Here is a 24,314-nt window from a genome sequence, read left to right as displayed (position 1 = left end):
CGACGGCAGCAGGCCCGGTTGGCGCGGCGGCCCATGATCCAGGCACGATGGGAGCCGCCATGACTCTCACCGCCGCGCTGCCGAAGAGCGCCGACCCCGACACCCTCTACGACGCGTTCGCCGGCTGGGCGTCCGAGCGCGGTCTCGACCTCTACCCCCACCAGGAGGAGGCGGTCATCGAGATCGTCTCCGGCGCGAACGTGATCATGAATACGCCGACCGGCTCCGGCAAGAGCCTGGTGGCGGTCGCGGCGCACTTCGCGGCCCTGGCAGACGACCGGACCACCTTCTACACCGCGCCGATCAAGGCCCTCGTGTCGGAGAAGTTCTTCGCCCTCTGCGAGGTCTTCGGCGCGGAGAACGTCGGCATGCTCACCGGCGACGCCAGCGTCAACGCCGACGCCCCGATCATCTGCTGCACCGCGGAGATCCTGGCCAACCTCGCGCTGCGCGAGGGCGCCCGGGCCGACGTCGGCCAGGTGATCATGGACGAGTTCCACTTCTACGCCGAGCCGGACCGGGGCTGGGCCTGGCAGGTGCCGCTGATCGAGCTGCCGCAGGCGCAGTTCGTCCTGATGTCCGCCACGCTCGGCGACACCACCCGGTTCGTCGACGACCTGACCCGGCGTACCGGGCGGCCGACCGCCGTCGTCCGCTCGGCCGAGCGGCCGGTCCCGCTCCTGTTCTCGTACGCGATGACCCCGCTGCACGAGACGCTCGAGGAGCTGCTGGAGACCAAGCAGGCCCCGGTGTACGTCGTGCACTTCACCCAGGCCGCCGCGCTGGAGCGGGCCCAGGCGCTGATGAGCGTCAACGTCTGCACCCGGGCCGAGAAGGACATGATCGCCACCGCGATCGGGAACTTCCGGTTCACCTCCGGTTTCGGCAAGACGCTGTCCCGGCTGGTCCGGCACGGCATCGGCGTGCACCACGCCGGCATGCTGCCCAAGTACCGCCGCCTGGTGGAGACCCTCGCCCAGGCCGGGCTGCTCAAGGTCATCTGCGGCACCGACACCCTCGGCGTCGGCATCAACGTGCCGATCCGCACCGTGCTCTTCACCGGCCTGTCGAAGTACGACGGCACCCGTACCCGGCTGCTCAAGGCCCGCGAGTTCCACCAGATCGCCGGCCGGGCCGGCCGGGCCGGGTTCGACACCCTGGGCCGGGTGGTGGTGCAGGCCCCCGAGCACGTCATCGAGAACGAGAAGGCCCTCGCGAAGGCGGGCGACGACCCGAAGAAGCGCCGCAAGGTGGTCAAGAAAAAGCCCCCGGAGGGGTCGATCGGGTGGGGGAAGCCCACCTTCGACCGGCTGGTCGAGGCCGAGCCGGAGCCGCTCACCTCCAGCTTCCAGGTCAGCCACTCGATGCTGCTCAACGTGATCGGCCGCCCCGGCGACGCGTTCGCCTCGATGCGGCACCTGCTCACCGACAACCACGAGGACCGGGCCGCCCAGCGCCGGCACATCCGCCGGGCCATCGCGATCTACCGGGCGCTGCGGGCCGGCGGTGTGGTCGAGGAGCTGCCCGAGCCGGACGAGCAGGGCCGACGGGTGCGGCTCACCGTCGACCTCCAGCTCGACTTCGCGCTCAACCAGCCGCTGTCGCCGCTCGCCCTGGCCGCCATCGAGCTGCTCGACCGGGAATCCCCCGCGTACGCCCTGGACGTGCTGAGCGTGATCGAGTCGATCCTGGACGATCCGCGCCAGGTGCTCTCCGCGCAGCAGTTCAAGGCCCGCGGCGAGGCGGTCGCCGCGATGAAGGCCGAGGGCATCGAGTACGAGGCCCGCCTGGAACTGCTCGACGAGGTGACCTGGCCGAAGCCGCTCGCGGAGCTGCTGGAGTCGGCGTACGAGATGTACCGCCAGGGCCACCCCTGGGTCGCCGACCACCAGCTCTCCCCCAAGTCCGTGGTCCGCGACATGTACGAGCGGGCGATGACCTTCCCCGAGTACGTGCAGTTCTACGGGCTGTCCCGGTCCGAGGGCCTGGTCCTGCGCTACCTCGCGGACGCGTACAAGACGCTGCGGCAGACCGTCCCCGAGGACGCCAAGACCGAGGAGCTGGTCGACCTCATCGAGTGGCTGGGCGAGCTGGTCCGGCAGGTCGACTCCAGCCTCATCGACGAGTGGGAGCGGCTGCGCAACCCGTCCGACGTCGAGGCGGTCGCGGCGTCGCTGGACGAGCGCCCGCCGGCGGTCACCCGCAACGCCCGGGCGTTCCGGGTGCTGGTCCGCAACGCGCTGTTCCGCCGGGTCGAGCTGGCCGCCCTGCGGCGCTGGGATCTCCTCGGGGAACTGGACGCGGAGCACGGCTGGAACGCCGACACGTGGGCGGACGCGCTGGAGCCGTACTTCGAGGCGTACGACGGGATCGGGGTCGGGCCGGACGCCCGCGGGCCGGCGCTGCTCATGATCGAGCAGGGCCGGGAGAAGTGGACCGTACGCCAGATCCTGGACGACCCGGACGGCGACCACGACTGGGGCATCAGCGCCGAGGTCGACCTCGCGGCGTCCGACGAGACGGGGGTCGCGGTCGTCCGGATCACCGGCGTCGGACAGCTGTAGAACATTTGTTCGAAGGGCCGCCCGGAATGTCCGGGCGGCCCTTTTCGTGCCCTGGGCGATGTCAGCCTCGTCGATTAGAATGTGTGTACTAATCGAGCTGTTGACCTGGGAGGATGCTCGTGACCGCGCCCACCTCCAGCACCCCGCTCACCCCCTACGCCACGCTCCTCGGCTTCACCCGGTACGTGGACCGCACCGGGCCGACGAAGGCCACCTTCGTCGGGGGCCTGCGCAAGCAGCGGGCGAGCCGGCACGGCTTCAACCCGCACGGCCAGTTCGTCAAGGCGCTCAAGGCCGACATCGCCTTCCACACCGGCGGCACCCACCTGGCCCAGGTCGCCGACGTGGTCAAGCCGCGCTGGCGCCCGCTCTACGAGGCCCTCGTCCCCGGCGCGGCGACCTGGCTGCACTCGCTCGGCGAGCCGATGGGCATCGACCTGGCCCAGACCCGCGACGCCCTGGCCATGCTGGGCGACCTCCCCGTCAAGATCAACCCCCACTTCGGCGTCCGGTACGCCGACGGCCACGCCGAGGCGGTCCGGCTGCACTTCGACGAGGCCCCGCCGAGCGAGGAGGCCACCCTGGCGACGCTGCACCTGATGGCCCGGCACATGGACGCGGTCCTCCCGCACGCCGAGCCGGTCCTGGTCGACGTCCGTCGCGGCGAGTCCCACCGGATGCCCGCCGACACCAGGCCCGACCAGGTCGAGCAGTGGCTGGCCGGCGAAGCCGCCGCCTTCCGCGTCATCTGGTCCACCGCCGCCTGACCCACCCCACCCCGCCAAGGTCCGCGCAACTTCCGGGAAGTTGCTGCCACCTCGTCGATTGAGGCAGCAGGTTCCCCGATGTTGCGCGGATCTTGAACGGCGGAGGCGTCAGGCGGACAGGTACTGTTCGAGGTCGTCGAGGATCTTGTTGGCGGCGGTGACGCCGATGCCGGTCATCCAGGTCTCGTCGGAGACGACGTGGGCCTTGCCGGCCTTGACCGCGGACAGGCCCTGCCACAGGGTGCCGGCGGTGACCTTGACCTGCTCGGCGGCGGCCTTCTCGCCGTACGCGGTCACGAAGATGACGTCGCCGTCGACCTCGTCGACCCGCTCGGGGCTGACCAGGTCGAACCGCTTGTCGTCCTTGCCGTCGAGGCGCTGCCGCTCGGGGCGGCCCAGCCCGGTGTCACCCACCACGATGCCGGAGAACGACTCGGGGCCGTACACCCGGATGTTGCCGGGGACGAAGCGCACGATGGAGATCTTCCGGGCGGCGGCGTCGCCGAGCCTGGCGCCGAACTCCTTGGCCCGCTTCTCGTACGCGGCCAGCAGATCGCGAGCCTGCTGCTCCTTGCCGAGCGCCCTGCCGTCGAGGAGGAAGTTCTCCTTCCAGGTCACCCCCACCTTCTCGGTGAAGACGGTCGGCGCGATGGCGGACAACTCGTCGTAGAACTTCTCCTGGCGGAACTTGCTGCCGAGGATCAGGTCCGGCTTGAGCGCGGTGATCGCCTCCAGGTCCGGCTCGGTGAGCACGCCGACCTCCTTGATGCCGGCGAGCTTCTCGGCGCCGAAGTAGGTGGGCCAGCTCTTCGCCTCGCCGGCGGTCGCCGCGCCGACCGGGGTGACGCCCAGGGAGAGCGCAGTGTCGATCTTGTCGGTGTCGAGCACCACCACGCGCTTCGGCTCGGCGGGCACCTTGGTGGTGCCCATCGCGTGGGTGATCTCCCGGGTCTGGCCGGTGGCGGTGCCGGCGACGGGATCGCTCTCACCGCAGGCGGTGAGGCCGACGCCGAGGGCGAGGGCCGCGGTGAGGGCGGCGGCGAGTCGACGCATCAGGGTCCTTTCCTAACGGTACGGGTCGACGCGCGCTCAGGCGTCGCCGACGGAGGGGCCGGCGGGCGCCGGCACGGCGGCCGGAGCGGCCGAGGTGTGGGTGCGGGCGGGCACGACGAGCGGGGCGCCGGTGACCGGGCAGGGCACGACCACGCAGTCGAGCCCGAAGACGTCCCGGACCAGGTCGGCGGTGAGGATCTCGTGGGGCGGGCCGGCGGCGACCACCGCGCCGGCCCGCATGGCGACCAGGTGGTCGGCGTACCGGGCGGCCTGGTTGAGGTCGTGCAGCACGGCGACCACGGTCCGGCCGCGCTCCGCCCGCAGCCGGTGCAGCAGATCGAGGACCTCCACCTGGTGGGCCAGGTCGAGGAACGTGGTCGGCTCGTCCAGCAGCAGCGCCTCGGTGTCCTGGGCGAGGGTCATCGCGATCCAGACCCGCTGGCGCTGGCCGCCGGAGAGGGTGTCCACCGGCCGGTCGGCGAGCCCGGCGACGTCGGCCAGCGTCATCGCCTGCTCGACCGCCCGGCCGTCCTCCGCGGACCACTGCCGCCACCAGCGCTGGTACGGCTGCCGTCCCCGGCCGACGAGGTCCGCCACGGTGATCCCCTCGGGCACGAGCGGGCTCTGCGGCAGCACGCCCAGGCGCCGGGCCACCTCGCGGGTGGGCAGATCGCGGATCGCCGTACCGTCGAGCAGCACGGCGCCGTGGCGCGGGGTGAGCAGCCGGGCCATGGTCCGCAGCAGGGTGGACTTGCCGCAGGCGTTCGGCCCGACGATGACGGTGAACGCGTCGGCGGGCAGGTCGAGGTCGAGCCCGTCCAGGACGGTCCGGCCCTCGTAGCCGACGACCAGGTCACGGGTGGACAGCAGCGCGGTCACGACCGCCTCCCTCGGGTCCGCAGCAGCAGGAACATCAGGTACGGCCCGCCGATGGCGGCGGTGAGCACGCCGGCCGGCAGTTGGGTGGGGGCGAGCAGCCGCCGGCCGGCGAGGTCGGCCAGCACCAGCAGCAACGCCCCGAGCAGGGCCGCGCAGAGCAGCGGTGGCCGTTCGGCCCGGACCAGCCGCCGGGCCACCTGCGGGGCGACCAGCGCGACGAAGTCCACCGCGCCCACCTGGGCGGTGACCGTGGCGGCGACGAGCACGCCGGTGCCGGCCAGACCGATCCGGCGGGCCACCGGGCGCAGGCCGATGCTCCGGGCGGTGTCGTCGTCCAGCGCCGCGCTGTGCAGCGCCCAGCCGGCCCAGAGCAGCACCGGCAGCAGCACGGCGAGGGTCGCCGCGATCCAGGCGGCCTCGGTCCAGCCCTTGCCGGCCAGGGTGCCGATCAGCCAGACCTGGGCGCGCAGCCCGTCGATCGGGTCGGCGGCGAGCATGACGACCTCGGTGAGCGCCCGGAAGGCGAAGGCCATCGCCACGCCGGCCAGGACGAAGCGTTGCGCGGCCAGGCCGTGCCGGGCCCCGAGGGCGAACACCAGCACGGCCGCGAGCAGCCCGCCGAGCAGGGCGGCCGGCGCGACCAGGATCGCCGCCGCGCCGCCGGTGAGCGCCACCGTGGCAGCCAGCCCGGCGCCCTGGGTGACGCCGATGACGTCGGGGCTGGCGAGCGGGTTGCGCGCCACGCTCTGGATCAGGGTGCCGGCCACGCCGAACGCCGCCCCGGCCAGCGCCGCGAGCACCGCGCGGGGCAGCCGCAGGTCGAGCACGACCAGGTCGTACGGGGTGCCCGCCCCGGAGAGCGCGCGCAGCACGTCGGCCGGGGCCACGTACGGGGTGCCGAGGCAGAGGCTGAGCACCATGGCGGCGGCGAGGAGCAGGAGCAGGGCCGTGGCGACCAGCACCGGCCGGCGGCGGACCCGTACGGCCACCGGCCCGAGCCGCAGCAGCGACCGCCCGGGCAGGACCGTAGTCGACGCGCTCATGCCGTCACCACGCGGGCGCGGCGGACCAGGAAGGCGAGCAGCGGGGCGCCGATCAGCGCGGTGATGATCCCGGCGGGGACCTCCCCGGGCGGCGCGACCAGCCGGCCGACGACGTCGGCGGCGAGCAGCAGGGCCGGGCCGAGCAGCCCGGCGACCAGCAGGGTCCACCGGTGGTCGGCGCCGACCATGGCGCGGGCCAGGTGCGGCACGGCCAGCCCGACGAAGGCGATCGGTCCGGCGGCGGCGACCGCGGCGCCGGTGAGCAGCACACCGGCGACGCCGGCGCCGAGGCGTACCAGGGCGGTGCGGTGGCCCAGGCCGGTGGCGACGTCGTCGCCGAGGGCGAGCGCGTCGAGGCCCCGGGCGACCAGGGCGGCCAGCACGGTGCCGGCGAGGACGAACGGGAGCACCTGCCCGGCCACGCCGGCGTCCCGGCCGGTCAGCCCGCCGACCACCCAGAAGCGGTACTCCTCGAAGGTGCGGGCGTCGATGCTGAGCAGCGCGTACACGATGGCCCCGAGACTGGCGTCGAGGGCCGCGCCGACCAGCGCGAGGGTGACCGGGCTGGCGCCGTCGCGGGTGCGGTTGGCGACGGCGAAGACCAGCAGCCCGGCCAGGAGCGCGCCGGCGACGCCGAACCAGACGTACCCGGTGAGCGTGCCGACCCCGAAGACCGCGATGGCCAGCACCACGCCGAAGGACGCGCCGGCGCTGACACCGAGGATGCGCGGCTCGGCGAGGGGGTTTCGGGTGACGGCCTGGAAGAGCACCCCGGCGAGGGCGAGCGCGAGGCCGACGACCAGGCCCAGCACGGTACGCGGCAGCCGCAGTTCCCGGACGATCGTGGTGGCCTGGCCGCCGTCCGGGGCGGTGAGCGCTCCCCACACCTCGCCGACGGCGAGCGGGCGGCTGCCGAGCGCCAGGCTGGCCAGCAGGACGGCGACGAGCAGCAGCGCCGCCGCCAGGGCGACCGCGAGGCGGCGACGGGCGTCTCGGCGGCGCGGCGGGCCGGCCCGCTCGGGCCGGACGGCGACGGTGGTCAAGGGTTCTCCCGTCCCTCTGATTAGGGTCGCCTTACCTTAGCGGAGCGGGTTAGGCATACCTAACTCGGGCTCGTCGATCTTCGGCCGGAGTTGCACCTCCCCCTGGTGGAGCAGCGAGGGTGGGGGCATGAACGGCGAGCCGCGCTACTCGATCGGCGACCTGGCCCGACGGACCGGGCTGACGGTCAAAACCATCCGGTTCTGGTCCGACCGCGGCATCGTGCCGCCGACCGACCGCGGCCCGACCGGCCGCCGCCGCTACGGGGTCGAGGCCGTCGCCCGCCTGGACCTGGTCCGCACCCTGCGCGACCTGGGCCTGGACCTGGCCACCATCCGGACGGTGGTGGACCGGGAGGTGCCGCTCGCCGAGGTCGCCGCGGCGCACGCCGAGGCACTGGCGACGCAGATCCGGGTGCTGCGGCTGCGCCGCGCGGTGCTGACCGCGGTCGCCCGACGCGGGTCCACCCCCGAGGAGATGGAGCTCATGCACAAACTGGCCCGGCTCTCCGCCGACGAGCGGCGGCGAATGATCGACGAGTTCCTCGACGCCGCCTTCGCCGGCCTGAACGCCGACCCCGGGTTGGCCGGGATCCGGCGCTCCCTGACCCCCGAACTGCCCGACAATCCCGAGGCCGAGCAGGTCGAGGCGTGGGTGGAACTGGCCGAACTGTCCCAGGACCCGGACTTCCGCGCCGGCCTGCGCCGGATCGCGGCGCAACACGCGGCCGACCGCGCGGAGCACACCGGTGTCCGGCGCGACGCGGTCGCCATCGTCCGGGACGAGGTCGAGCCGGCCCTGGCCGCCGGCGTGGACCCGCTCTCCCCCGCCGCCGACCCGGCCGTCGCGGCGGCCACCGCCCGGTACGCGCAGCTCTGCGGCCGGCCCGACGACGCCGACCTGCGGCGGCGGCTGCTGGCGCGGCTGGAGTCCGCGAACGACCCGCGCCGGGAGCGGTACCTGCACCTGCTCGCCGTGATCAACGGCTGGCCGGCCGGCGAGAGCCTGGCGCCGGTGCTCGACTGGTCGATCCGCGCGTTGCGGGCCCGGACCGCCGAGTAGCCCGGTTCCGCCCGATTCCGGCCCTACCCTGGCAGCATGCGATTCGACCAGCACACCGTGGTCCTCCTGGCGCGTCCGGACGACCCGCCCGCGCTGCCCCGGGACGCGGCCGACCGGTTGCGGCACGCGCACCTGGCGCACCAGGCCGGGCTGGTGGAGCAGGGCGCGGTCCTGGCCGCCGGCCCGTTCCTCGGCGGCGACGACGCGCGGATCCGCGGTTTCGTCGTGCTCTCGGTGGACCCGCAGATGGCCCGCGAGCTGTACGCCAACGATCCCGCGGTGCGTGCGGGGCAACTGGTCGCCCAGGTGATGAGCTGGATGGTGCCCGAGGGCGTGCTCCGCTTCGAGGACGTCCCGGTGCCCACCTCCATGCTGGAGATGGCCGCCGGGGACTGACCCGGTCCCCGGCCGGTCGCCTTCGGCGCCTGGTTCAGTCCTCCGCGGCCTGGCGGCTGCCCGGCACCACCGGCATCGGCCACACCCCGGTACGCGGCGCCGTCGGCAGCTCCACCTGGTGGTCCGACCAGACGTACGTCTCGGGCAGCAGGTCGGTCACCGGGACCGCCCGCAGCCCGTCCGGCGGGCCGACGATCACCTTGATCGACGGGAAGTAGTCGAGCAGCACCTGCCGGCAGCGGCCGCACGGCGGGATGACGCCCCGACCCCGGTCGCCCACCGCGACGATGGCCTCCAGGTCGCCGGCGCCCGCGGTGGCGGCGGCGCCGATGGCCACCACCTCGGCACAGGGGCCCCCGGTGAAGTGGTAGACGTTCACCCCGCTGAAGACCCGACCGTCGGCGGTCCGCGCGGCGGCCGCGACGGTGTGGTTGTCGCTGCGGCAGCGCAGCTTGGCCACGGCGGTGGCGGCCTGCACGAGTGCCCGGTCGATGTCCCGCATGATCATCCCGTCCCCTCGTCGACCCTGGTCGGCGGAAACTCTAGCCGGGCGTGCCACCCGGACCGGTTAGGCACGCGCGCCGGGTGGCCCGGGCCGCGGCGGTAACCCGGGAGCGCCGCGGCGCGCGCCTGCCTATCCTTGGCGACGACATGCAGAATCCAGCCGCACCCGCCGTACCCGAGACCGCCCGCGACCTGCACCGCCGTCTCTCCCCCCTGATGTTCCGCGACCAGCGCCGGCTGCAGCGACGGCTGGACGGGGTACGGAAGCTGCGGGACCCGCAGCGGCGGGACGCGGCGCTCGCCGAGATCGCGGCCGAGGTGGCCCGGGCGGAGTCGCGGCTGGTCGCCCGGCGGGCCGCCGTGCCGGCCATCACCTACCCGGCGCAGCTGCCGGTCAGCGAGCGCAAGGACGACATCGCCGCCGCGATCCGCGACCACCAGGTGGTGATCGTGGCCGGTGAGACCGGGTCCGGCAAGACCACCCAGCTACCCAAGATCTGCCTGGAGCTGGGCCGCGGCATCAACGGGCTGATCGGGCACACCCAGCCGCGCCGGCTGGCCGCGCGCACCGTCGCGGACCGGATCGCCGAGGAACTCGGCACCGAGCTGGGTGACGTGGTCGGCTACAAGGTCCGCTTCACCGACCAGGTCGGCGAGCACAGCCTGGTCAAGCTGATGACCGACGGCATCCTGCTGGCCGAGCTGCAGACCGACCGGATGCTGCGCCAGTACGACACGCTGATCATCGACGAGGCGCACGAGCGCAGCCTCAACATCGACTTCATCCTCGGCTACCTGAGGCAGCTCCTCCCCCGCCGCCCCGACCTCAAGGTGGTCATCACCTCCGCCACCATCGAGACCGACCGGTTCGCCCGGCACTTCGCCGACGCCGAGGGCAACCCCGCGCCGATCGTCGAGGTGTCCGGCCGGACCTACCCGGTGGAGGTGCGCTACCGGCCGCTGGTCGAGGTCACCGAGGCCGACCAGGAAGACGAGGCCGACGAGGAGAACGTCCGGGACCAGATCCAGGCCATCGGCGACGCGGTCGAGGAACTGGCCGCCGAGGGGCCCGGCGACATCCTGGTGTTCCTCAGCGGCGAGCGCGAGATCCGGGACACCGCCGAGGCGCTCGGCAAGCTGGTGCAGAAGAAGCGCGCCCTGCTGCGCACCGAGATCCTCCCGCTGTACGCCCGGCTGTCCACCGCCGAGCAGCACCGGGTCTTCGCCCCGCACGCCGGACGCCGGGTGGTGCTCGCCACCAACGTCGCGGAGACCTCGCTGACCGTCCCCGGCATCAAGTACGTGGTGGACCCCGGCACCGCCCGGATCTCGCGCTACTCCAGCCGGCTCAAGGTGCAGCGGCTGCCGATCGAGCCGGTGTCGCAGGCCTCGGCCAACCAGCGCAAGGGCCGCTGCGGGCGTACCTCGGACGGCATCTGCATCCGCCTCTACGACGAGCCGGACTTCGAGTCCCGGCCGGAGTTCACCGACCCGGAGATCCTGCGCACCAACCTGGCCTCGGTCATCCTGCAGATGACCTCGATCGGCCTCGGCGACATCGGCGCGTTCCCGTTCATCGACCCGCCCGACCGCCGCAACATCACCGACGGCGTGAACCTGCTGCACGAGCTGGGCGCGCTGGACCCGGCCGAGACCGACCCGGCGAAGCGGCTCACCCCGCTGGGCCGGCGGCTGGCCCAGCTCCCGGTCGACCCGCGGCTGGCCCGGATGGTCCTCGAGGGCGATCGCAACGGCTGCGCCACCGAGGTGGTCGTGATCGCCGCCGCGCTCTCCATCCAGGACCCACGGGAGCGGCCCGTCGACAAACAGGCCCAGGCCGACCAGGCGCACGCCCGGTTCGCCGACAAGGAGTCGGACTTCGTCGCGTACCTCAACCTGTGGCGGTACCTGCGCGAGCAGCAGCGGGCGCTGTCCTCCAGCGCCTTCCGCCGGATGTGCAAGGCGGAGTACCTCAACTACCTGCGGGTACGCGAGTGGCAGGACATCGTCAGCCAGCTGCGCCAGGTGCTGCGTACCGCGGACAAGAGTGACGGCCGGCGCGGGGCCGGCGCCGACCTACCGGAGGAGATCGACACCCCGAAGGTGCACCAGTCCCTGCTGCCCGGCCTGCTCTCGCACGTCGGGCTCAAGGACGCCCAGAAAAACGAGTACCTGGGGGCGCGCGGCGCGAAGTTCGGGATCTTCCCCGGCTCGGCGCTGTTCCGTAAGCCGCCGCGCTGGGTGATGGCCGCCGAGCTGGTGGAGACCTCCCGGCTCTGGGGCCGGGTGGCCGGCCGGGTCGAACCCGAGTGGGTGGAGCCCCTCGCGCAGCACCTGGTCAAGCGCAGCTACAGCGAGCCGCACTGGGAGAAGAAGCAGGCCGCCGTGATGGCCTACGAGAAGGTCACCCTGTACGGCATCCCGATCGTCACCTCCCGCAAGGTCAATTTCGGTCGGATCGACCCCGTACTGAGCCGCGAGCTGTTCATCCGGCACGCCCTCGTGGAGGGCGACTGGCAGACCCACCACCAGTTCTGGCGGGACAACCAGCGGCTGCTGGCCGAGGTGGAGGAGTTGGAGAACCGGGCCCGGCGGCGGGACATCCTGGTCGACGACGAGACCATCTTCCACTTCTACGACCAGCGGATCCCCGCCGACGTGGTCTCCGGCCGGCACTTCGACACCTGGTGGAAGAAGACCCGGCGCGAGCGCCCGGACCTGCTCACCTTCACCCGCGAGCTGCTGGTCAACTCCGGTCGCGGCGGGGTGGACGAGACCGACTACCCGGACGAGTGGCGGGCCGACGGGGTGGCCCTGCCGCTGACCTACACCTTCGACCCGGGCACCCCGACCGACGGCGTCACCGTGGACATCCCGCTGCCGCTGCTCAACCAGGTGCCGGCGGAAAGCTTCGACTGGCAGGTGCCGGGCCTGCGCGAGGAGCTGGTGGTCGCGCTCATCCGGTCGCTGCCCAAGGCGGTCCGGCGCAACTTCGTCCCGGTGCCCGACTTCGCCCGGGCCGCCCTCGCGGCGATCACCCCCGGCGAGGAGCCGCTGCTCGACGCGCTCACCCGGCAGCTGCGCCGGATGACCGGGGTGACGGTCCCCGCCGAGGCCTGGGACCTGGCGAAGCTGCCACCGCACCTGCGGGTCACCTTCCGGGTGCTCGGCGAGGACGACAAGCCGGTCGCCGAGGGCAAGGACCTGCCGGCCCTGCAACGCGAACTCCGCCAGGAGGTACGCCAGGTCGTCGCGGCCGCCGCACCGGACGTGGCCCGGTCCGGGCTGACCGAATGGAGCATCGGCACCCTGCCGCACACCATCGAGCAGGTCCGCGCCGGGTACGCGGTGACCGCGTACCCGGCCCTGGTCGACGAGGGCACCACCGTCGGGGTGAAGGTGTTCGACTCCCCCGCCGAGCAGGAGGCCGCGCACTGGGCCGGCACCCGCCGGCTGCTCCGGCTCACCGTGCCCGCCCCGGCGAAGTTCCTCCAGGGGCGGCTGAGCAACGAGGCCAAGCTGGCGCTGTCCCGCAACCCGCACGGCGGGGTGCAGGCGCTGATCGAGGACGCGACCGGCGCCGCGATCGACAAGCTGATGGCGGACGCGGGCGGCCCGGCCTGGGACGCCGAGGGCTTCGCCGCGCTGCGCGACAAGGTCCGCGCCGATCTGGTCGACACCGTGGTGGACGTGATGAACCGGGTCCGCCAGGTGCTCGCCGCCGCGTACGCGGTGGAGCAGCGGCTCGGCGCGACGAAGAACCTGGCCGTGGTGGCCGCCCTGGCCGACATCCGCAACCAGCTCACCGGCCTGGTGCACGCCGGGTTCATCACCGAGGCCGGGTACGCCCGACTGTCCGACCTGCTGCGCTACCTGACCGCGATCGAGCGCCGGCTGGACCGGCTGCCCGGCAACCCGCAGCGGGACAAGCAGCAGCAGGACCGGATCGCCGTGGTGCAGCAGGAGTACCAGGACATGCTGGCCGCGCTGCCGGTGGCGAAGCGGCAGGCGGCGGCGGCCCGGCAGATCCGCTGGATGATCGAGGAGCTGCGGGTGAACGTGTTCGCCCAGGCGCTCGGCACCCCGTACCCGGTTTCCGAGCAGCGCATCTACCGGGCGATGGACGACGCCGAGGGGCGCTGAGGGGTCAGAGCGGTTCCACGCCGGCCGGGAGCTGGTCGCCCGCGGTGGCGTCGTGGACGTACTCGAGCAGGATCCGGCGCAGCTCGCGGCCGGCGTGGGTGGGTACCACGTCCCGGCGGCGGGCAACCGCGATGGTCCGGCGTACGCCCGGCGGGGCGAGCCGGGTGACCCGGATGCCGGGCCGCCGGGTCACCGCGATGCCGGGTACCAGGGCGACGCCGAGCCCCGCCTCGACGAAGCTGAGCACGGCGTCCAGCTCGCCGCCGTCCACCGAGAGCCGCGGCTCGAAGCCGGCCTCCCGGCAGGCCTGGAGGGTGGCGTCGCGCAGGTCGTAGCCCTCGCGGAACATCACCAGCGGTTCGTCGCGCAGGTCGGTGATGCGCAGCTCGCCGGTGACCGGGTCGGCGGGTAGCGGCTCCACCGAGGCGACCACCAGGCTCTCCCGCAGGATCGGGTCGGCGCGCAGCCCCGGGTCGGTGCCGCCCGACGGCATGATGATCAGCGCCAGGTCGAGGTCGCCGCGGAGCAGGTCGCGGACCAGGTCCTGCGAGCCGCCCTCCTCCACCCGCAGGTCGACGGTGGGGTGGGCGTCGCGGAACCGGCGCAGCACCGGGGGCGCGAGCGAGGTGGCCAGGCTGGGCGTGGCGCCGAGCCGGACCCGCCCCCGGCGCAGCCCCACCAGCTCCTGGACCTCGCGGGTGGCGGTGTCCACGTCGGCGAGGATCCGCTTGGCCAGCGGCAGCAGCACCTCGCCGGCCGCGGTGAGGGCGATGTTGCCCCTTACCCGTTCGAAGAGCGGGGCCCCGAGGTCGGTCTCCAGGGCGTGAATTTGCTTACTCAACGAGGGCTGGGTGATGCCCACCAGATCGGCTGCTTGGGTGAAATGTCGTACTTCTGCGACCGCCACGAAGTACCGGAGTTGATGGAGCTGCATCTAGATAGCTTATGGCTATCAAGACTACGAGGTCGATGCATTGGACGACTGATCGAACTGCTCCTAGCGTCGGCCACGTGGTACTCACGAAAACTCGGTCGCCCATCCGCTCGAACGTCGGCCTCAAGGCTGTCATGGCGGTAACGGGCATCATCCTTGTGCTGTTCCTGATCCTGCACATGCTCGGGAACCTGAAGATCTTCACGGGCGAGACCTCGTTCGACCACTACGCGCACTGGCTCCGCGAGATCGGGACGCCGCTGCTGCCGTCGACCTGGTACCTGTGGATCCAGCGCACCGTGCTCGTCGTCGCGGTGCTGGCCCACATCACGTCGGCCACCGTGCTGGCGATGCGGGCCCGGGCCGCCCGGCCGGTGCCCTACGCACACCGCAAGAAGATCCACGTGAACTACGCGGCCCGCACCATGCGCTGGGGCGGCGTCATCATCCTGCTCTTCGTGATCTACCACATCCTGGACCTGACCACCGGTCACCTGAACCCGCAGGGCGACCCGGCCAACCCGTACGGCAACGTGGTCGCCGACTTCGCCCCGGAGCGCTGGTACGTCACCCTCTTCTACGTCCTGGCCGTCGTCACCATCGGCTTCCACCTGCGCCACGGCGCGTTCAGCGCCTTCCGCAGCCTCGGGCAGCAGACGCCGCAGGGTGAGCGCCGGGCCAGGACCGCCGCGCTGGTCTTCGCCGTCGTGCTGACCGCCGGCTACCTGGTGGTCCCGTTCGCCGTACTCACCGGATTGGTGGCCTGACATGGATCTCTACACCGAAGGCGACCCGATCGCCGACACCAAGGCCCCGGACGGCCCGATCGAGACCCGGTGGGAGCGCCACCGGTTCGAGGGGAAGCTGGTCAACCCGGCCAATCGCCGGAAGCTCACCGTGATCGTGGTGGGCACCGGCCTGGCCGGCGGCTCGGCCGCGGCGACCCTGGCCGAGCAGGGCTACCACGTGAAGTCGTACTGCTACCAGGACAGCCCGCGCCGGGCCCACTCGATCGCCGCCCAGGGTGGCATCAACGCCGCGAAGAACTACCGCAACGACGGCGACTCGGTGCACCGGCTCTTCTACGACACGGTCAAGGGCGGCGACTTCCGCTCCCGGGAGTCGAACGTGCACCGGCTGGCCGAGGTCTCGGTCAACATCATCGACCAGTGCGTCGCCCAGGGCGTCCCGTTCGCCCGCGAGTACGGCGGCCTGCTGGACACCCGCTCCTTCGGCGGCGCGCAGGTACAGCGCACCTTCTACGCCCGGGGCCAGACGGGCCAGCAGCTGCTGCTCGGCGCGTACCAGGCGCTCGAGCGGCAGATCGGCCTGGGCAACGTGGAGATGAACGCCCGCCACGAGATGCTCGAGCTGGTCGTCGTCGACGGCCGGGCCCGCGGCATCGTGGTGCGGGACCTGGTCACCGGTGAGATCAGCACCGAGATGGCCGACGCGGTCGTGCTCGCCTCCGGCGGCTACGGCAACGTCTTCTACCTCTCCACCAACGCCAAGGGCTGCAACGTCACCGCCTCCTGGCGGGCGCACCGCAAGGGCGCGTACTTCGCCAACCCCTGCTACACGCAGATCCACCCGACCTGCATCCCGGTCTCCGGCGACCACCAGTCGAAGCTGACCCTGATGAGCGAGTCGCTGCGCAACGACGGCCGGGTGTGGGTGCCGAAGGCCAAGGGCGACAACCGCAACCCGAAGGACATCCCCGAGGACGAGCGGGACTACTACCTGGAGCGGATCTACCCCTCCTTCGGCAACCTGGTCCCCCGGGACATCGCCTCCCGGGCCGCCAAGAACGTCTGCGACGAGGGCCGCGGCGTCGGCCCCAGCGGGCTCGGCGTCTACCTGGACTTCGCCGACGCCATCCAGCGGCTCGGCCGCAAGGCGATCGAGGCGAAGTACGGCAACCTCTTCGAGATGTACGAGCGGATCACCGGCGAGGACCCGTACGAGGTCCCGATGCGGATCTATCCCGCCGTGCACTACACGATGGGTGGTCTCTGGGTCGACTACGACCTGCAGTCGAGCATCCCGGGCCTGTTCGTGATCGGTGAGGCCAACTTCTCCGACCACGGCGCGAACCGGCTCGGCGCCTCCGCGCTGATGCAGGGCCTGGCGGACGGCTACTTCGTGCTGCCGAACACCCTGCCCAACTACCTGGCGAACGCCGGCTCTTTCGGGAAGGTCGACGCCAGCCACCCGCAGGCGGTGGCGGCCCGCACGGCGGTCGAGGAGCGGATCCAGAAGCTGCTCTCGATCAACGGCGACCGGACCGTGGACTCGTTCCACCGGGAGCTGGGCCAGATCATGTGGGAGCACTGCGGCATGGAGCGCAGCGAGGCCGGGCTGCGCAAGGCGATCGACGAGATCCGCACCCTGCGCGACGAGTTCTGGCAGCGGGTCCGCGTCCCGGGCGACGGCGAGGGGCTCAACCAGTCGCTGGAGAAGGCCGGCCGGGTGGCCGACTTCTTCGAGCTGGCCGAGCTCATGTGCATCGACGCCCTGCACCGCGAGGAATCCTGCGGCGGCCACTTCCGGGCCGAGCACCAGACCCCGGACGGCGAGGCGCAGCGCGACGACGACCGGTTCGCCTACGTGGCGGCCTGGGAGTACACCGGCACCGGCCAGCCCGTGCTGCACAAGGAAGACCTGAAGTTCGAATACGTCCACCCGACGCAGCGGAGCTACAAGTGAATCTGACCCTGCGCATCTGGCGCCAGAAGGGCCCTGAGGACAAGGGTCAGATGGTGACCTACCAGGTGCCGGACGTGTCCCCGGACATGTCCTTCCTGGAGATGCTCGACGTGCTCAACGAGCGGCTGATCCTCGAGGGCGAGGAGCCGGTCGCGTTCGACCACGACTGCCGTGAGGGCATCTGCGGCATGTGCAGCCTCATGATCAACGGTGAGGCGCACGGGCCGCAGCGCGGCACCACCGCCTGCCAGCTGCACATGCGGCAGTTCTCCGACGGCGACACCATCGACATCGAGCCGTGGCGCGCCCGGGCCTTCCCGGTCGTCAAGGACCTGGTGGTCAACCGGAGCGCCTTCGACAAGATCATCGAGGCCGGAGGGTACATCACCGCGCCGACCGGCAGCGCCCCCGAGGCGCACTCCGCCCCGGTGGCCAAGGCCAACGCGGACGCCGCCTTCGAGTCGGCCGCCTGCATCGGCTGCGGCGCCTGCGTGGCCGCCTGCCCGAACGGCTCCGGCATGCTGTTCACCGCCGCCAAGATCACCCAGCTGTCGCTGCTGCCGCAGGGCCAGCCCGAGCGGTACACCCGGGTGATCGGCATGGTGGACGCGCACGACGAGGCCGGCTTCGGCGGCTGCACCAACATCGGCGAGTGCGCGGCGGCCTGCCCGAAGGGCATCCCGCTGAACACCATCGGCCGGCTCAACCGGGACTTCCTCAAGGCGACGACCAAGCGCGCCGGCACCCCGGGCTCCTGAGCCCCGCGGCGGGCTAACCGCCGTCCGACCCACCCGACCGCCGCGCCCCGCACCGGGGGCGCGGCGGTCGCCCCTTTCCGGGGTACCCGGCCCCGTCGCCCCGACCGGGACGTCCGGGCCGCCGGCGGCCGACCACGACATGGTCCGGGACCTCCTGTCGAGCTGAATCGTCTGTGACGTCAGGCCACCGAAAGGTCTATGGGCTCCCAGCCCCCACGCGGTGCGGGCCGACCCCGGAACGCCTGAATCGTCTACGACATCAGCTCGAAAGGAGCCCTACACCTCTCGCCGGACCCGGGCGCCCGCACCGGGCGGGAGCGAGCCCGGCGGTGGGCGGGCCGGCCGGTTCAAGTCCGCCCGCACGGGTAGCAGTCCCATGGACGGCACCGAGGAGGGGACCCCGGTATGAAGGCGACTCCGGCCTGCACCGCTGGCTGCGTCAAGGTCGTGCTCACGCCGTGAGCCGGACGGTGCCGGCCGGCGGGACCGGCCGGACGCCGGGCTGAGGCGGGAAGCGAACCCGGCGACCGGGTGGATACGGTGTACTGCGGGAGACAGCGGAGGGACGGATCATGCGGGCACCGGCGGAGCGGGAACTGGACCGGGCACTCGGCAGGCGGATGTGGCGGATGACCGGGCTGGCCGCGGTGGCCGGCCTGGCCTGGGCGGCCCGGGACGTGCCCGTCCAGCTCGGCGGCCGGCTCACCGGCTCCCGGGCGGAGCGCGCCGCCCGCTCCCCGCAGTACCGGGACGGCACCTTCCACAACCCGGCGGGCACCCGCACCATGGTCGCCGACCCCGGCCGCAACCTGCTCAAGGAGCTGATCTTCGGCAAGCAGAAGCGGCGGCCCACCGCAGCCGTCCCGCTGCTGCGCCCGGCCGACCCGGCCCCCGGCGACACCGAGCGGGAACTGGGCATCGTCTGGTACGGCCACGCCTCGACGCTGGTCGAGATCGAGGGGCACCGGGTGCTGCTCGACCCGGTCTGGAGCGACCGCTGCTCCCCCTCGGCCCTGATCGGCCCGCGCCGCATCCACCAGCCGCCGGTACGCCTCGACGAGCTGCCCCGCCTCGACGCCATCCTCATCTCGCACGACCACTACGACCACCTGGACATGGCCACGGTGCGCGGGCTGCTCGCCCACCAGTCCGCGCCGTTCCTGGTCCCGCTCGGCGTCGGCGCCCACCTCGACCGGTGGGGCGTACCGGAGGAGCGGATCGTCGAGCTGGACTGGTCGGAGCAGCACCGGATCGGTGGGCTGACCATCACCGCCACCGCCGCGCAGCACTTCTCCGGCCGGGGGCTGCGCCGCGACGGCACGCTCTGGAGCTCCTGGGTGGTCGCCGGGGCGCACCGGAAGGTCTTCTACACCGGCGACTCCGGCTACTTCGACGGCTACGGCGGGATCGGCGCCGAGCACGGGCCGTTCGACGTCACGCTGATGCAGATCGGGGCGTACGACCGGGCCTGGCCGAGCATCCACATGTTCCCCGAGGAGGCGGTCGCCGCCCACCTCGACCTGCGCGGCGGGCTGTTCATCCCGGTGCACTGGGCCACCTTCAACCTCGCCCTGCACGACTGGTCCGAGCCGGTGGACCGGCTCTGGGCCGAGGCGAAGGCCCGGGACGTCCGGCTGGCGGTGCCCCGGCCGGGCGAGCGGGTCGTGGTGGACGACCCGTTGCCGGTGGACGGCTGGTGGCAGGCGGTCGCCTGACCCCCTTCAGAGCACGAACGCGTCGGTCCAGAGCGCGCCGGAGCGGCCGGAGAGGGCGTCCAGCATCGCCACCGCCTGCCCGTCGGTGAGCTGCGCGACGAAGTCGACGATCGCCCGCCCGCGGGCTCGGCCGATCCGGTCCGGCGTCCGCGGGTGCAGCTCCGCCTCGGCCAGCTCGACCAGGTCGTGCAGGCGACGGGGCAGCCGGGACTCCTCCTCCGGGTCGAGCAGCCAGTCCCAGAGCGCCTCCACCAGAGTGCCCAGCAGCCGGGCCTGACCGCGCTGGTGCAGGGCCAGGTCGGGGCGGGCCAGCACGAACCGGTGGTGGACGAACTTGAGCACCTGTACCTCGTGCCACTGCGGCCGGGCGAGCAGCACGTACCCGGAGCGGACGTCCGGGTCGGGGGTCACGTCGATGGCCTCGACGAACCGGGTGGACCAGCGGGCGGAGAACCGGGCCACGTACTGCTCGGCCTCGATCGAGCCGTCGAACGGCAGCGCCAGCAGCCCTTCCACCAGCTCCTCCCGGACGTGTTCCACGGCGGCGGCGAACGCCTCGTCGTCGGCGATCCAGGCGTCCTTGCGGTGCAACTGCCGGCGCAGCCGTTCGATCGCCGCGCCGGGCCGCCGGCCGGCCGCGGTCAGCGCCGAGGAGGTGATCGAGCGGAAGTGCCCGCACTCCCGCTGCCAGGCCATCAGCTCGGCGGCCACCGCGCCCTGCTGGAGCACCCCGACCCGGTAGAAGTCCTCCACGTCGTGGATGGCGTACGCGATGTCGTCCGCGGTGTCCATGATGGACGCCTCGGGGGTCTGCTGCCAGTCCGGGATCCGCCCGACGAACGGCTCCCGGGCCTGCCGGAGGTCGTCCACCTCGGTCCGGTACGCGCCGAACTTCACCGACCCGCTCTCCGGGTCGTCCGGTGGGGCGGCCGCGCCGCGCGGCGCCGGGTCCAGGTGCCGCGGGTGCGGGTCGGGGTGGTCGAGCCGGGTCCACGGGTACTTCAGCATCGCCGCCCGGACCGCCGCGGTGAGGTCCAGACCGGTGGTGGCCGCGCCGCGGATCTCGGTACTGGTGACGATCCGGTACGACTGCGCGTTGCCCTCGAAGCCGTCGGCCAGCCCGAGCCGCTGCCGGGCCAGCCGGTCCAGCACCCGCTCCCCCAGGTGCCCGAAGGGCGGGTGGCCGAGGTCGTGGGCCAGCGCGGCGGCCTCCACCACGTCCGGGTCGCAGCCGCCCAGCTTCTCCAGCAGGTCCCGGTACGCCGGATCGGCGGTGAGCCGCTCGGCGATCGCCCGCGCGACCTGGGCCACCTTCAGGCTGTGGGTGAGCCGGTTGTGCACCAGCAGTCCCGACCCGCCCGGGCTGATCACCTGGGTCACCCCGTTCAGCCGGGCGAAGAACGGCGACGCCACGATCCGGTCCCGGTCGGCCCGGAACGGGCTGGCGGCCAGATCGCCCAACGCCCGGGCGCTGCCGCCGAAGAGCCGCCGGGCCCGCGGATCCGCAGGTACGTCCATGATCGCCCACCGTAGCGCAGCGGACCGGCCAGCAGCGACGGGTCAGCGGCACGGCCGGGCGCCGCCACGCCGGGCAGGGGTCGCGAGCGCCGTCGGTGGGGAGCGGCAGAATGCACCACGGAACCCACCCGAGAAGGCGGATCAAGATCGTGACCCAGTCTGTTCATCAGCGGATCGCCGAGGAGCTCGGCGTCGCCGAACGTCAGGTGCGGGCGGCCGTGGAGTTGCTCGACGGCGGCGCCACCGTGCCGTTCATCGCCCGCTACCGCAAGGAGGCCACCGGCCTGCTCGACGACGCGCAACTGCGCACCCTCGAGGAGCGGCTGCGCTACCTGCGCGAGTTGGACGAGCGACGCGCCGCGGTGCTGGAGTCCATCCGCAGCCAGGGCAAGCTCGACGACGCCCTGGAAGCGCAGATCATGGCGGCCGACTCGAAATCCCGGCTGGAGGACATCTACCTGCCGTACAAGCCGAAGCGGCGGACCCGGGCGCAGATCGCCCGCGAGGCCGGCCTCGAGCCGCTCGCCGACACCCTGCTGGCCGACCCCGCGCAGGACCCGAAGACCGCCGCCGCCGGCTACGTCGACGCCGACAAGGGGGTGGCCGACGTCGCCGCCGCGCTGGAGGGCGCGCGGGCCATCCTCATCGAGCGCTTCGCCGAGGACGCCGACCTGATCGGCACGCTGCGCGAGCAGATGTGGGCGCGGGGCCGGCTGGTCTCCCGGGTACGCGAGGGCCAGGAGAGTGCCGGCGCCAAGTTCGCCGACTACTTCGACTTCGCCGAGCCGTACCCCAAGCTGCCCTCACACCGGATCCTCGCCATGTTCCGGGGCGAGAAGGAGGGCGTGCTCGACCTGACCATGGACCCGGAGGCCGAGGGCGACTCCGACGCCGTGGTCACCGGCCCGACCCGCTACGAGGCGGCGATCGCCGGCCGGTTCGGCGTCACCGACCAGGGCCGCCCCGCCGACCGGTGGCTGACCGACACGGTGCGCTGGGCCTGGCGTACCCGGATCCTCATCCACCTCGGCGCCGACCTGCGGATGCGGCTCTGGCAGGCGGCCGAGGAGGAGGCCGTACGGGTCTTCGCCACCAACCTGCGCGACCTGCTGCTCGCCGCGCCCGCCGGCACCCGCGCCACCATGGGGCTCGACCCGGGCCTCCGCACCGGCGTGAAGGTGGCCGTGGTCGACGCCACCGGCAAGGTGGTCGCCACCCACACGATCTACCCGCACGAGCCGCGCCGGCAGTGGGACGCCTCGATCGACACCCTGGCGAAGCTGGCCGCGGCGCACCAGGTCGAGCTGGTCGCCATCGGCAACGGCACCGCCAGCCGGGAGACCGACAAGCTCGCCGGTGACCTGATCAAGCGGCACCCGGAGCTGAAGCTGACCAAGGTGGTGGTCTCCGAGGCCGGCGCGTCGGTCTACTCCGCCTCGGCGTACGCCTCGCAGGAGCTGCCCGGGCTGGACGTGTCGCTGCGGGGCGCGGTCTCCATCGCCCGCCGCCTCCAGGACCCGCTCGCCGAGCTGGTGAAGATCGACCCGCGCTCGATCGGCGTCGGCCAGTACCAGCACGACCTGTCCGAGGTGAAGCTGTCCCGCTCGCTCGACGCGGTGGTCGAGGACTGCGTGAACGGGGTCGGCGTGGACGTCAACACCGCCTCCGCGCCGCTGCTCACCCGGGTCTCCGGCATCGGCGCCGGGCTCGCGGAGAACATCGTGCTGCACCGGGACGCCAACGGGCCGTTCCGCACCCGGGCCGACCTGAGGAAGGTGCCCCGGCTCGGGCCGAAGGCGTTCGAGCAGTGCGCCGGCTTCCTGCGCATCCCCGGCGGGGACGACCCGCTGGACTCCTCCAGCGTGCACCCCGAGGCGTACCCGGTGGTGCGCCGGATCCTCGCCCACACCGGGCAGGACCTGCGCGCCCTGATCGGGAAGTCGGCGATCCTGCGCGGCCTGCGGGCGGCCGACTTCGTCGACGGCACGTTCGGCCTGCCCACCGTCACGGACATCCTCGCCGAGCTGGAGAAGCCCGGCCGTGACCCGCGCCCGGAGTTCCGGACGGCGACGTTCGTCGAGGGCGTGGAGACGATCGGCGACCTGCGGCCCGGCATGGTGCTGGAGGGCGTGGTCACCAACGTGGCCGCGTTCGGGGCGTTCGTCGACGTCGGCGTGCACCAGGACGGCCTGGTCCACGTGTCGGCGATGTCGCACACCTTCGTCAAGGACCCGCGCGACGTGGTCAAGTCCGGCGACGTGGTCCGGGTCCGGGTGCTCGACGTCGACGTACCGCGCAAGCGCATCTCGCTCACCCTGCGGCTGGACGACGAGGCCCCGGCCGGCGCCGGCCGACCGCCGGGCGGCGACGGGCGGCGGGAGCGGGGCGGCCAGGGCGGCGGCGCTCCCCGGGGCGGCCAGCGGGGCGGCCAGGGCGGTGGCGGCCAGGGCGGCGACCGTGGCTCGCGGGGCGGGCCGCAGCAGCGGCAGGGGCGCGGGGCACCGGCCCCGGCCAACAGCGCGATGGCGGACGCGCTGCGCCGCGCCGGCCTGGCCTGAGGTCGAGCCCGGGATGCCGGGCAGGCCGGGGCAGGGCCGGGGTGGCGTCCCGCCGGCCGGGCCGCCGCGCGAGGGCCGGAGGGCACTTCGGCGACGCTGTCGAGCTGATATCGCAAACGACTCAGCTCGACAGCGTGCCGGGGAACCACGTTCGGGTTCATGCGCGGCCCGATGCGGTTCCCGGCCGGGCGAGGTCACCGGCGCAGCCCGGCCGGCGCGGGTCCGCGTACCGTGTCGGGCGTGGTGGACGACGGCCTGGAGTGGCGGGAGCGGCAGCGCCGCGCGGTGCGGGCGCACGCCGCGGCCGACGCCCGGCAGCGCGCCGACGAGCAGGCGGAGGCGGCGGAGCTGGTGGCCCGGTTCGCGGCCGAGGCGACCCGGCTCGGCCTGCGCCCGGACCGGCTGATCGTGACGTCCTACGACGGCCGCGCCCGATACCGCACCCGGCTCACCGGCTGGTACGTGGACCGGGCGCGCAGCCGGGCGGTCGACGCCGAGGGGCGGTTCTATCTGCTGGCCGTGCCGCCCAGCCTCCGGTCCCGGCTGTTCGGTGCCGATCCCGAACCGTCCCCGCCGCCGCTGGTGGTCGGCCGGGGCGGCCGGGACGGGGAGTCCATGCCGCTGCGGGACCTGCTCACCCGGCGGCTGGCAGCCGGCGACGACTGGAACTGAG

18 protein-coding genes are annotated in these 24,314 nt (G+C 73.1%); 11 read left to right on the top strand and 7 right to left on the bottom strand.

What is annotated here, in order from left to right; genetic code table 11:
• Positions 1-59: 59 nt before the first annotated feature.
• Together ONA70_RS05930 and ONA70_RS05925 are read left to right on the top strand one after the other, a co-directional pair.
• Positions 60-2,564, top strand: a complete 2,505-nt coding sequence (locus ONA70_RS05930; RefSeq protein WP_265005316.1) for a DEAD/DEAH box helicase — start codon at positions 60-62, stop codon at positions 2,562-2,564.
• Between the two features lie 119 nt (positions 2,565-2,683).
• Positions 2,684-3,331 carry a hypothetical protein gene (locus ONA70_RS05925; protein ID WP_265005315.1) on the top strand — a complete coding sequence of 216 codons (648 nt, stop codon included), beginning with the start codon at positions 2,684-2,686 and terminating at the stop codon, positions 3,329-3,331.
• A 108-nt stretch (positions 3,332-3,439) separates the two neighbouring features.
• Here the strand turns inward: ONA70_RS05925 and ONA70_RS05920 are convergent, their stop codons facing one another.
• Genes ONA70_RS05920 through ONA70_RS05905 form a run of 4 tightly spaced genes read right to left on the bottom strand, consistent with a single transcriptional unit; the run spans position 3,440 to position 7,349 of the window.
• The gene (locus ONA70_RS05920; protein WP_265005314.1) at positions 3,440-4,384 is read right to left on the bottom strand and encodes an ABC transporter substrate-binding protein; all 945 of its coding nucleotides are present in this window, start codon (positions 4,382-4,384) and stop codon (positions 3,440-3,442) included.
• Positions 4,385-4,420: 36 nt separating this feature from the next.
• Positions 4,421-5,263 (bottom strand): ABC transporter ATP-binding protein, encoded by an 843-nt coding sequence (locus tag ONA70_RS05915; protein WP_265005313.1) that lies wholly within the window; start codon positions 5,261-5,263, stop codon positions 4,421-4,423.
• Positions 5,260-6,306, bottom strand: coding sequence for a FecCD family ABC transporter permease (locus tag ONA70_RS05910; RefSeq protein WP_265005312.1), 1,047 nt, complete (start codon positions 6,304-6,306; stop codon positions 5,260-5,262). Before ONA70_RS05910 ends, ONA70_RS05915 begins: the two co-directional genes overlap by 4 nt.
• Entirely contained in the window at positions 6,303-7,349 is a 1,047-nt protein-coding gene (locus ONA70_RS05905; RefSeq protein ID WP_265005311.1) for a FecCD family ABC transporter permease, read from the bottom strand. Before ONA70_RS05905 ends, ONA70_RS05910 begins: the two co-directional genes overlap by 4 nt.
• Before the next feature lie 127 nt (positions 7,350-7,476).
• On the opposite strand from ONA70_RS05905, the gene ONA70_RS05900 reads away from it, so the two are divergent.
• Together ONA70_RS05900 and ONA70_RS05895 are read left to right on the top strand one after the other, a co-directional pair.
• Positions 7,477-8,409 carry a MerR family transcriptional regulator gene (locus ONA70_RS05900; RefSeq protein ID WP_265005310.1) on the top strand — a complete coding sequence of 311 codons (933 nt, stop codon included), beginning with the start codon at positions 7,477-7,479 and terminating at the stop codon, positions 8,407-8,409.
• Between the two features lie 36 nt (positions 8,410-8,445).
• Positions 8,446-8,805: a YciI family protein gene (locus tag ONA70_RS05895; protein ID WP_265005309.1), complete on the top strand. Its 360-nt coding sequence runs from the start codon at positions 8,446-8,448 to the stop codon at positions 8,803-8,805.
• Between the two features lie 34 nt (positions 8,806-8,839).
• Here ONA70_RS05895 and ONA70_RS05890 read toward each other — a convergent pair whose 3' ends face one another.
• Positions 8,840-9,313: a cytidine deaminase family protein gene (locus ONA70_RS05890; RefSeq protein WP_265005308.1), complete on the bottom strand. Its 474-nt coding sequence runs from the start codon at positions 9,311-9,313 to the stop codon at positions 8,840-8,842.
• A 143-nt stretch (positions 9,314-9,456) separates the two neighbouring features.
• On the opposite strand from ONA70_RS05890, the gene hrpA reads away from it, so the two are divergent.
• A complete protein-coding gene (gene hrpA, locus ONA70_RS05885; protein WP_265005307.1) occupies positions 9,457-13,452 on the top strand; it encodes an ATP-dependent RNA helicase HrpA in 3,996 nt (1,331 codons plus the stop codon).
• Between the two features lie 4 nt (positions 13,453-13,456).
• Here the strand turns inward: hrpA and ONA70_RS05880 are convergent, their stop codons facing one another.
• A complete protein-coding gene (locus tag ONA70_RS05880; RefSeq protein WP_265005306.1) occupies positions 13,457-14,386 on the bottom strand; it encodes a LysR family transcriptional regulator in 930 nt (309 codons plus the stop codon).
• Between the two features lie 35 nt (positions 14,387-14,421).
• Here ONA70_RS05880 and ONA70_RS05875 point away from each other — a divergent pair, with 35 nt between their 5' ends.
• The 4 genes from ONA70_RS05875 to ONA70_RS05860 all read left to right on the top strand — a co-directional run bounded on the left by ONA70_RS05875 (position 14,422) and on the right by ONA70_RS05860 (position 19,565).
• A complete protein-coding gene (locus ONA70_RS05875) occupies positions 14,422-15,153 on the top strand; it encodes a succinate dehydrogenase cytochrome b subunit (protein WP_265005305.1) in 732 nt (243 codons plus the stop codon).
• Position 15,154: 1 nt separating this feature from the next.
• Positions 15,155-17,092, top strand: coding sequence for a fumarate reductase/succinate dehydrogenase flavoprotein subunit (locus ONA70_RS05870; protein ID WP_265005304.1), 1,938 nt, complete (start codon positions 15,155-15,157; stop codon positions 17,090-17,092).
• Positions 17,089-17,850 carry a succinate dehydrogenase/fumarate reductase iron-sulfur subunit gene (locus ONA70_RS05865; RefSeq protein ID WP_265005303.1) on the top strand — a complete coding sequence of 254 codons (762 nt, stop codon included), beginning with the start codon at positions 17,089-17,091 and terminating at the stop codon, positions 17,848-17,850. The genes ONA70_RS05870 and ONA70_RS05865 overlap by 4 nt, the downstream gene beginning before the upstream one ends.
• A gap of 572 nt (positions 17,851-18,422) precedes the next feature.
• A complete protein-coding gene (locus tag ONA70_RS05860; protein WP_265005302.1) occupies positions 18,423-19,565 on the top strand; it encodes an MBL fold metallo-hydrolase in 1,143 nt (380 codons plus the stop codon).
• A 6-nt stretch (positions 19,566-19,571) separates the two neighbouring features.
• On the opposite strand, the gene ONA70_RS05855 is transcribed toward ONA70_RS05860, so the two are convergent.
• Entirely contained in the window at positions 19,572-21,083 is a 1,512-nt protein-coding gene (locus ONA70_RS05855) for a deoxyguanosinetriphosphate triphosphohydrolase family protein (RefSeq protein ID WP_265005301.1), read from the bottom strand.
• 110 nt (positions 21,084-21,193) lie between these two features.
• Between ONA70_RS05855 and ONA70_RS05850 the strand changes: the two genes are divergently transcribed.
• Both ONA70_RS05850 and ONA70_RS05845 read left to right on the top strand, forming a co-directional pair.
• Positions 21,194-23,641, top strand: coding sequence for a Tex family protein (locus tag ONA70_RS05850; RefSeq protein WP_265005300.1), 2,448 nt, complete (start codon positions 21,194-21,196; stop codon positions 23,639-23,641).
• Between the two features lie 159 nt (positions 23,642-23,800).
• The gene (locus ONA70_RS05845; protein ID WP_265005299.1) at positions 23,801-24,313 is read left to right on the top strand and encodes a hypothetical protein; all 513 of its coding nucleotides are present in this window, start codon (positions 23,801-23,803) and stop codon (positions 24,311-24,313) included.
• The last annotated feature ends 1 nt before the right edge of the window (position 24,314 follow it).

Origin of the sequence: Micromonospora yasonensis, assembly GCF_026013475.1 — a bacterium.
Taxonomy (GTDB): Bacteria; Actinomycetota; Actinomycetes; order Mycobacteriales; family Micromonosporaceae; genus Micromonospora; species Micromonospora yasonensis.
This window is presented reverse-complemented; position numbering and strand designations above follow the sequence as displayed.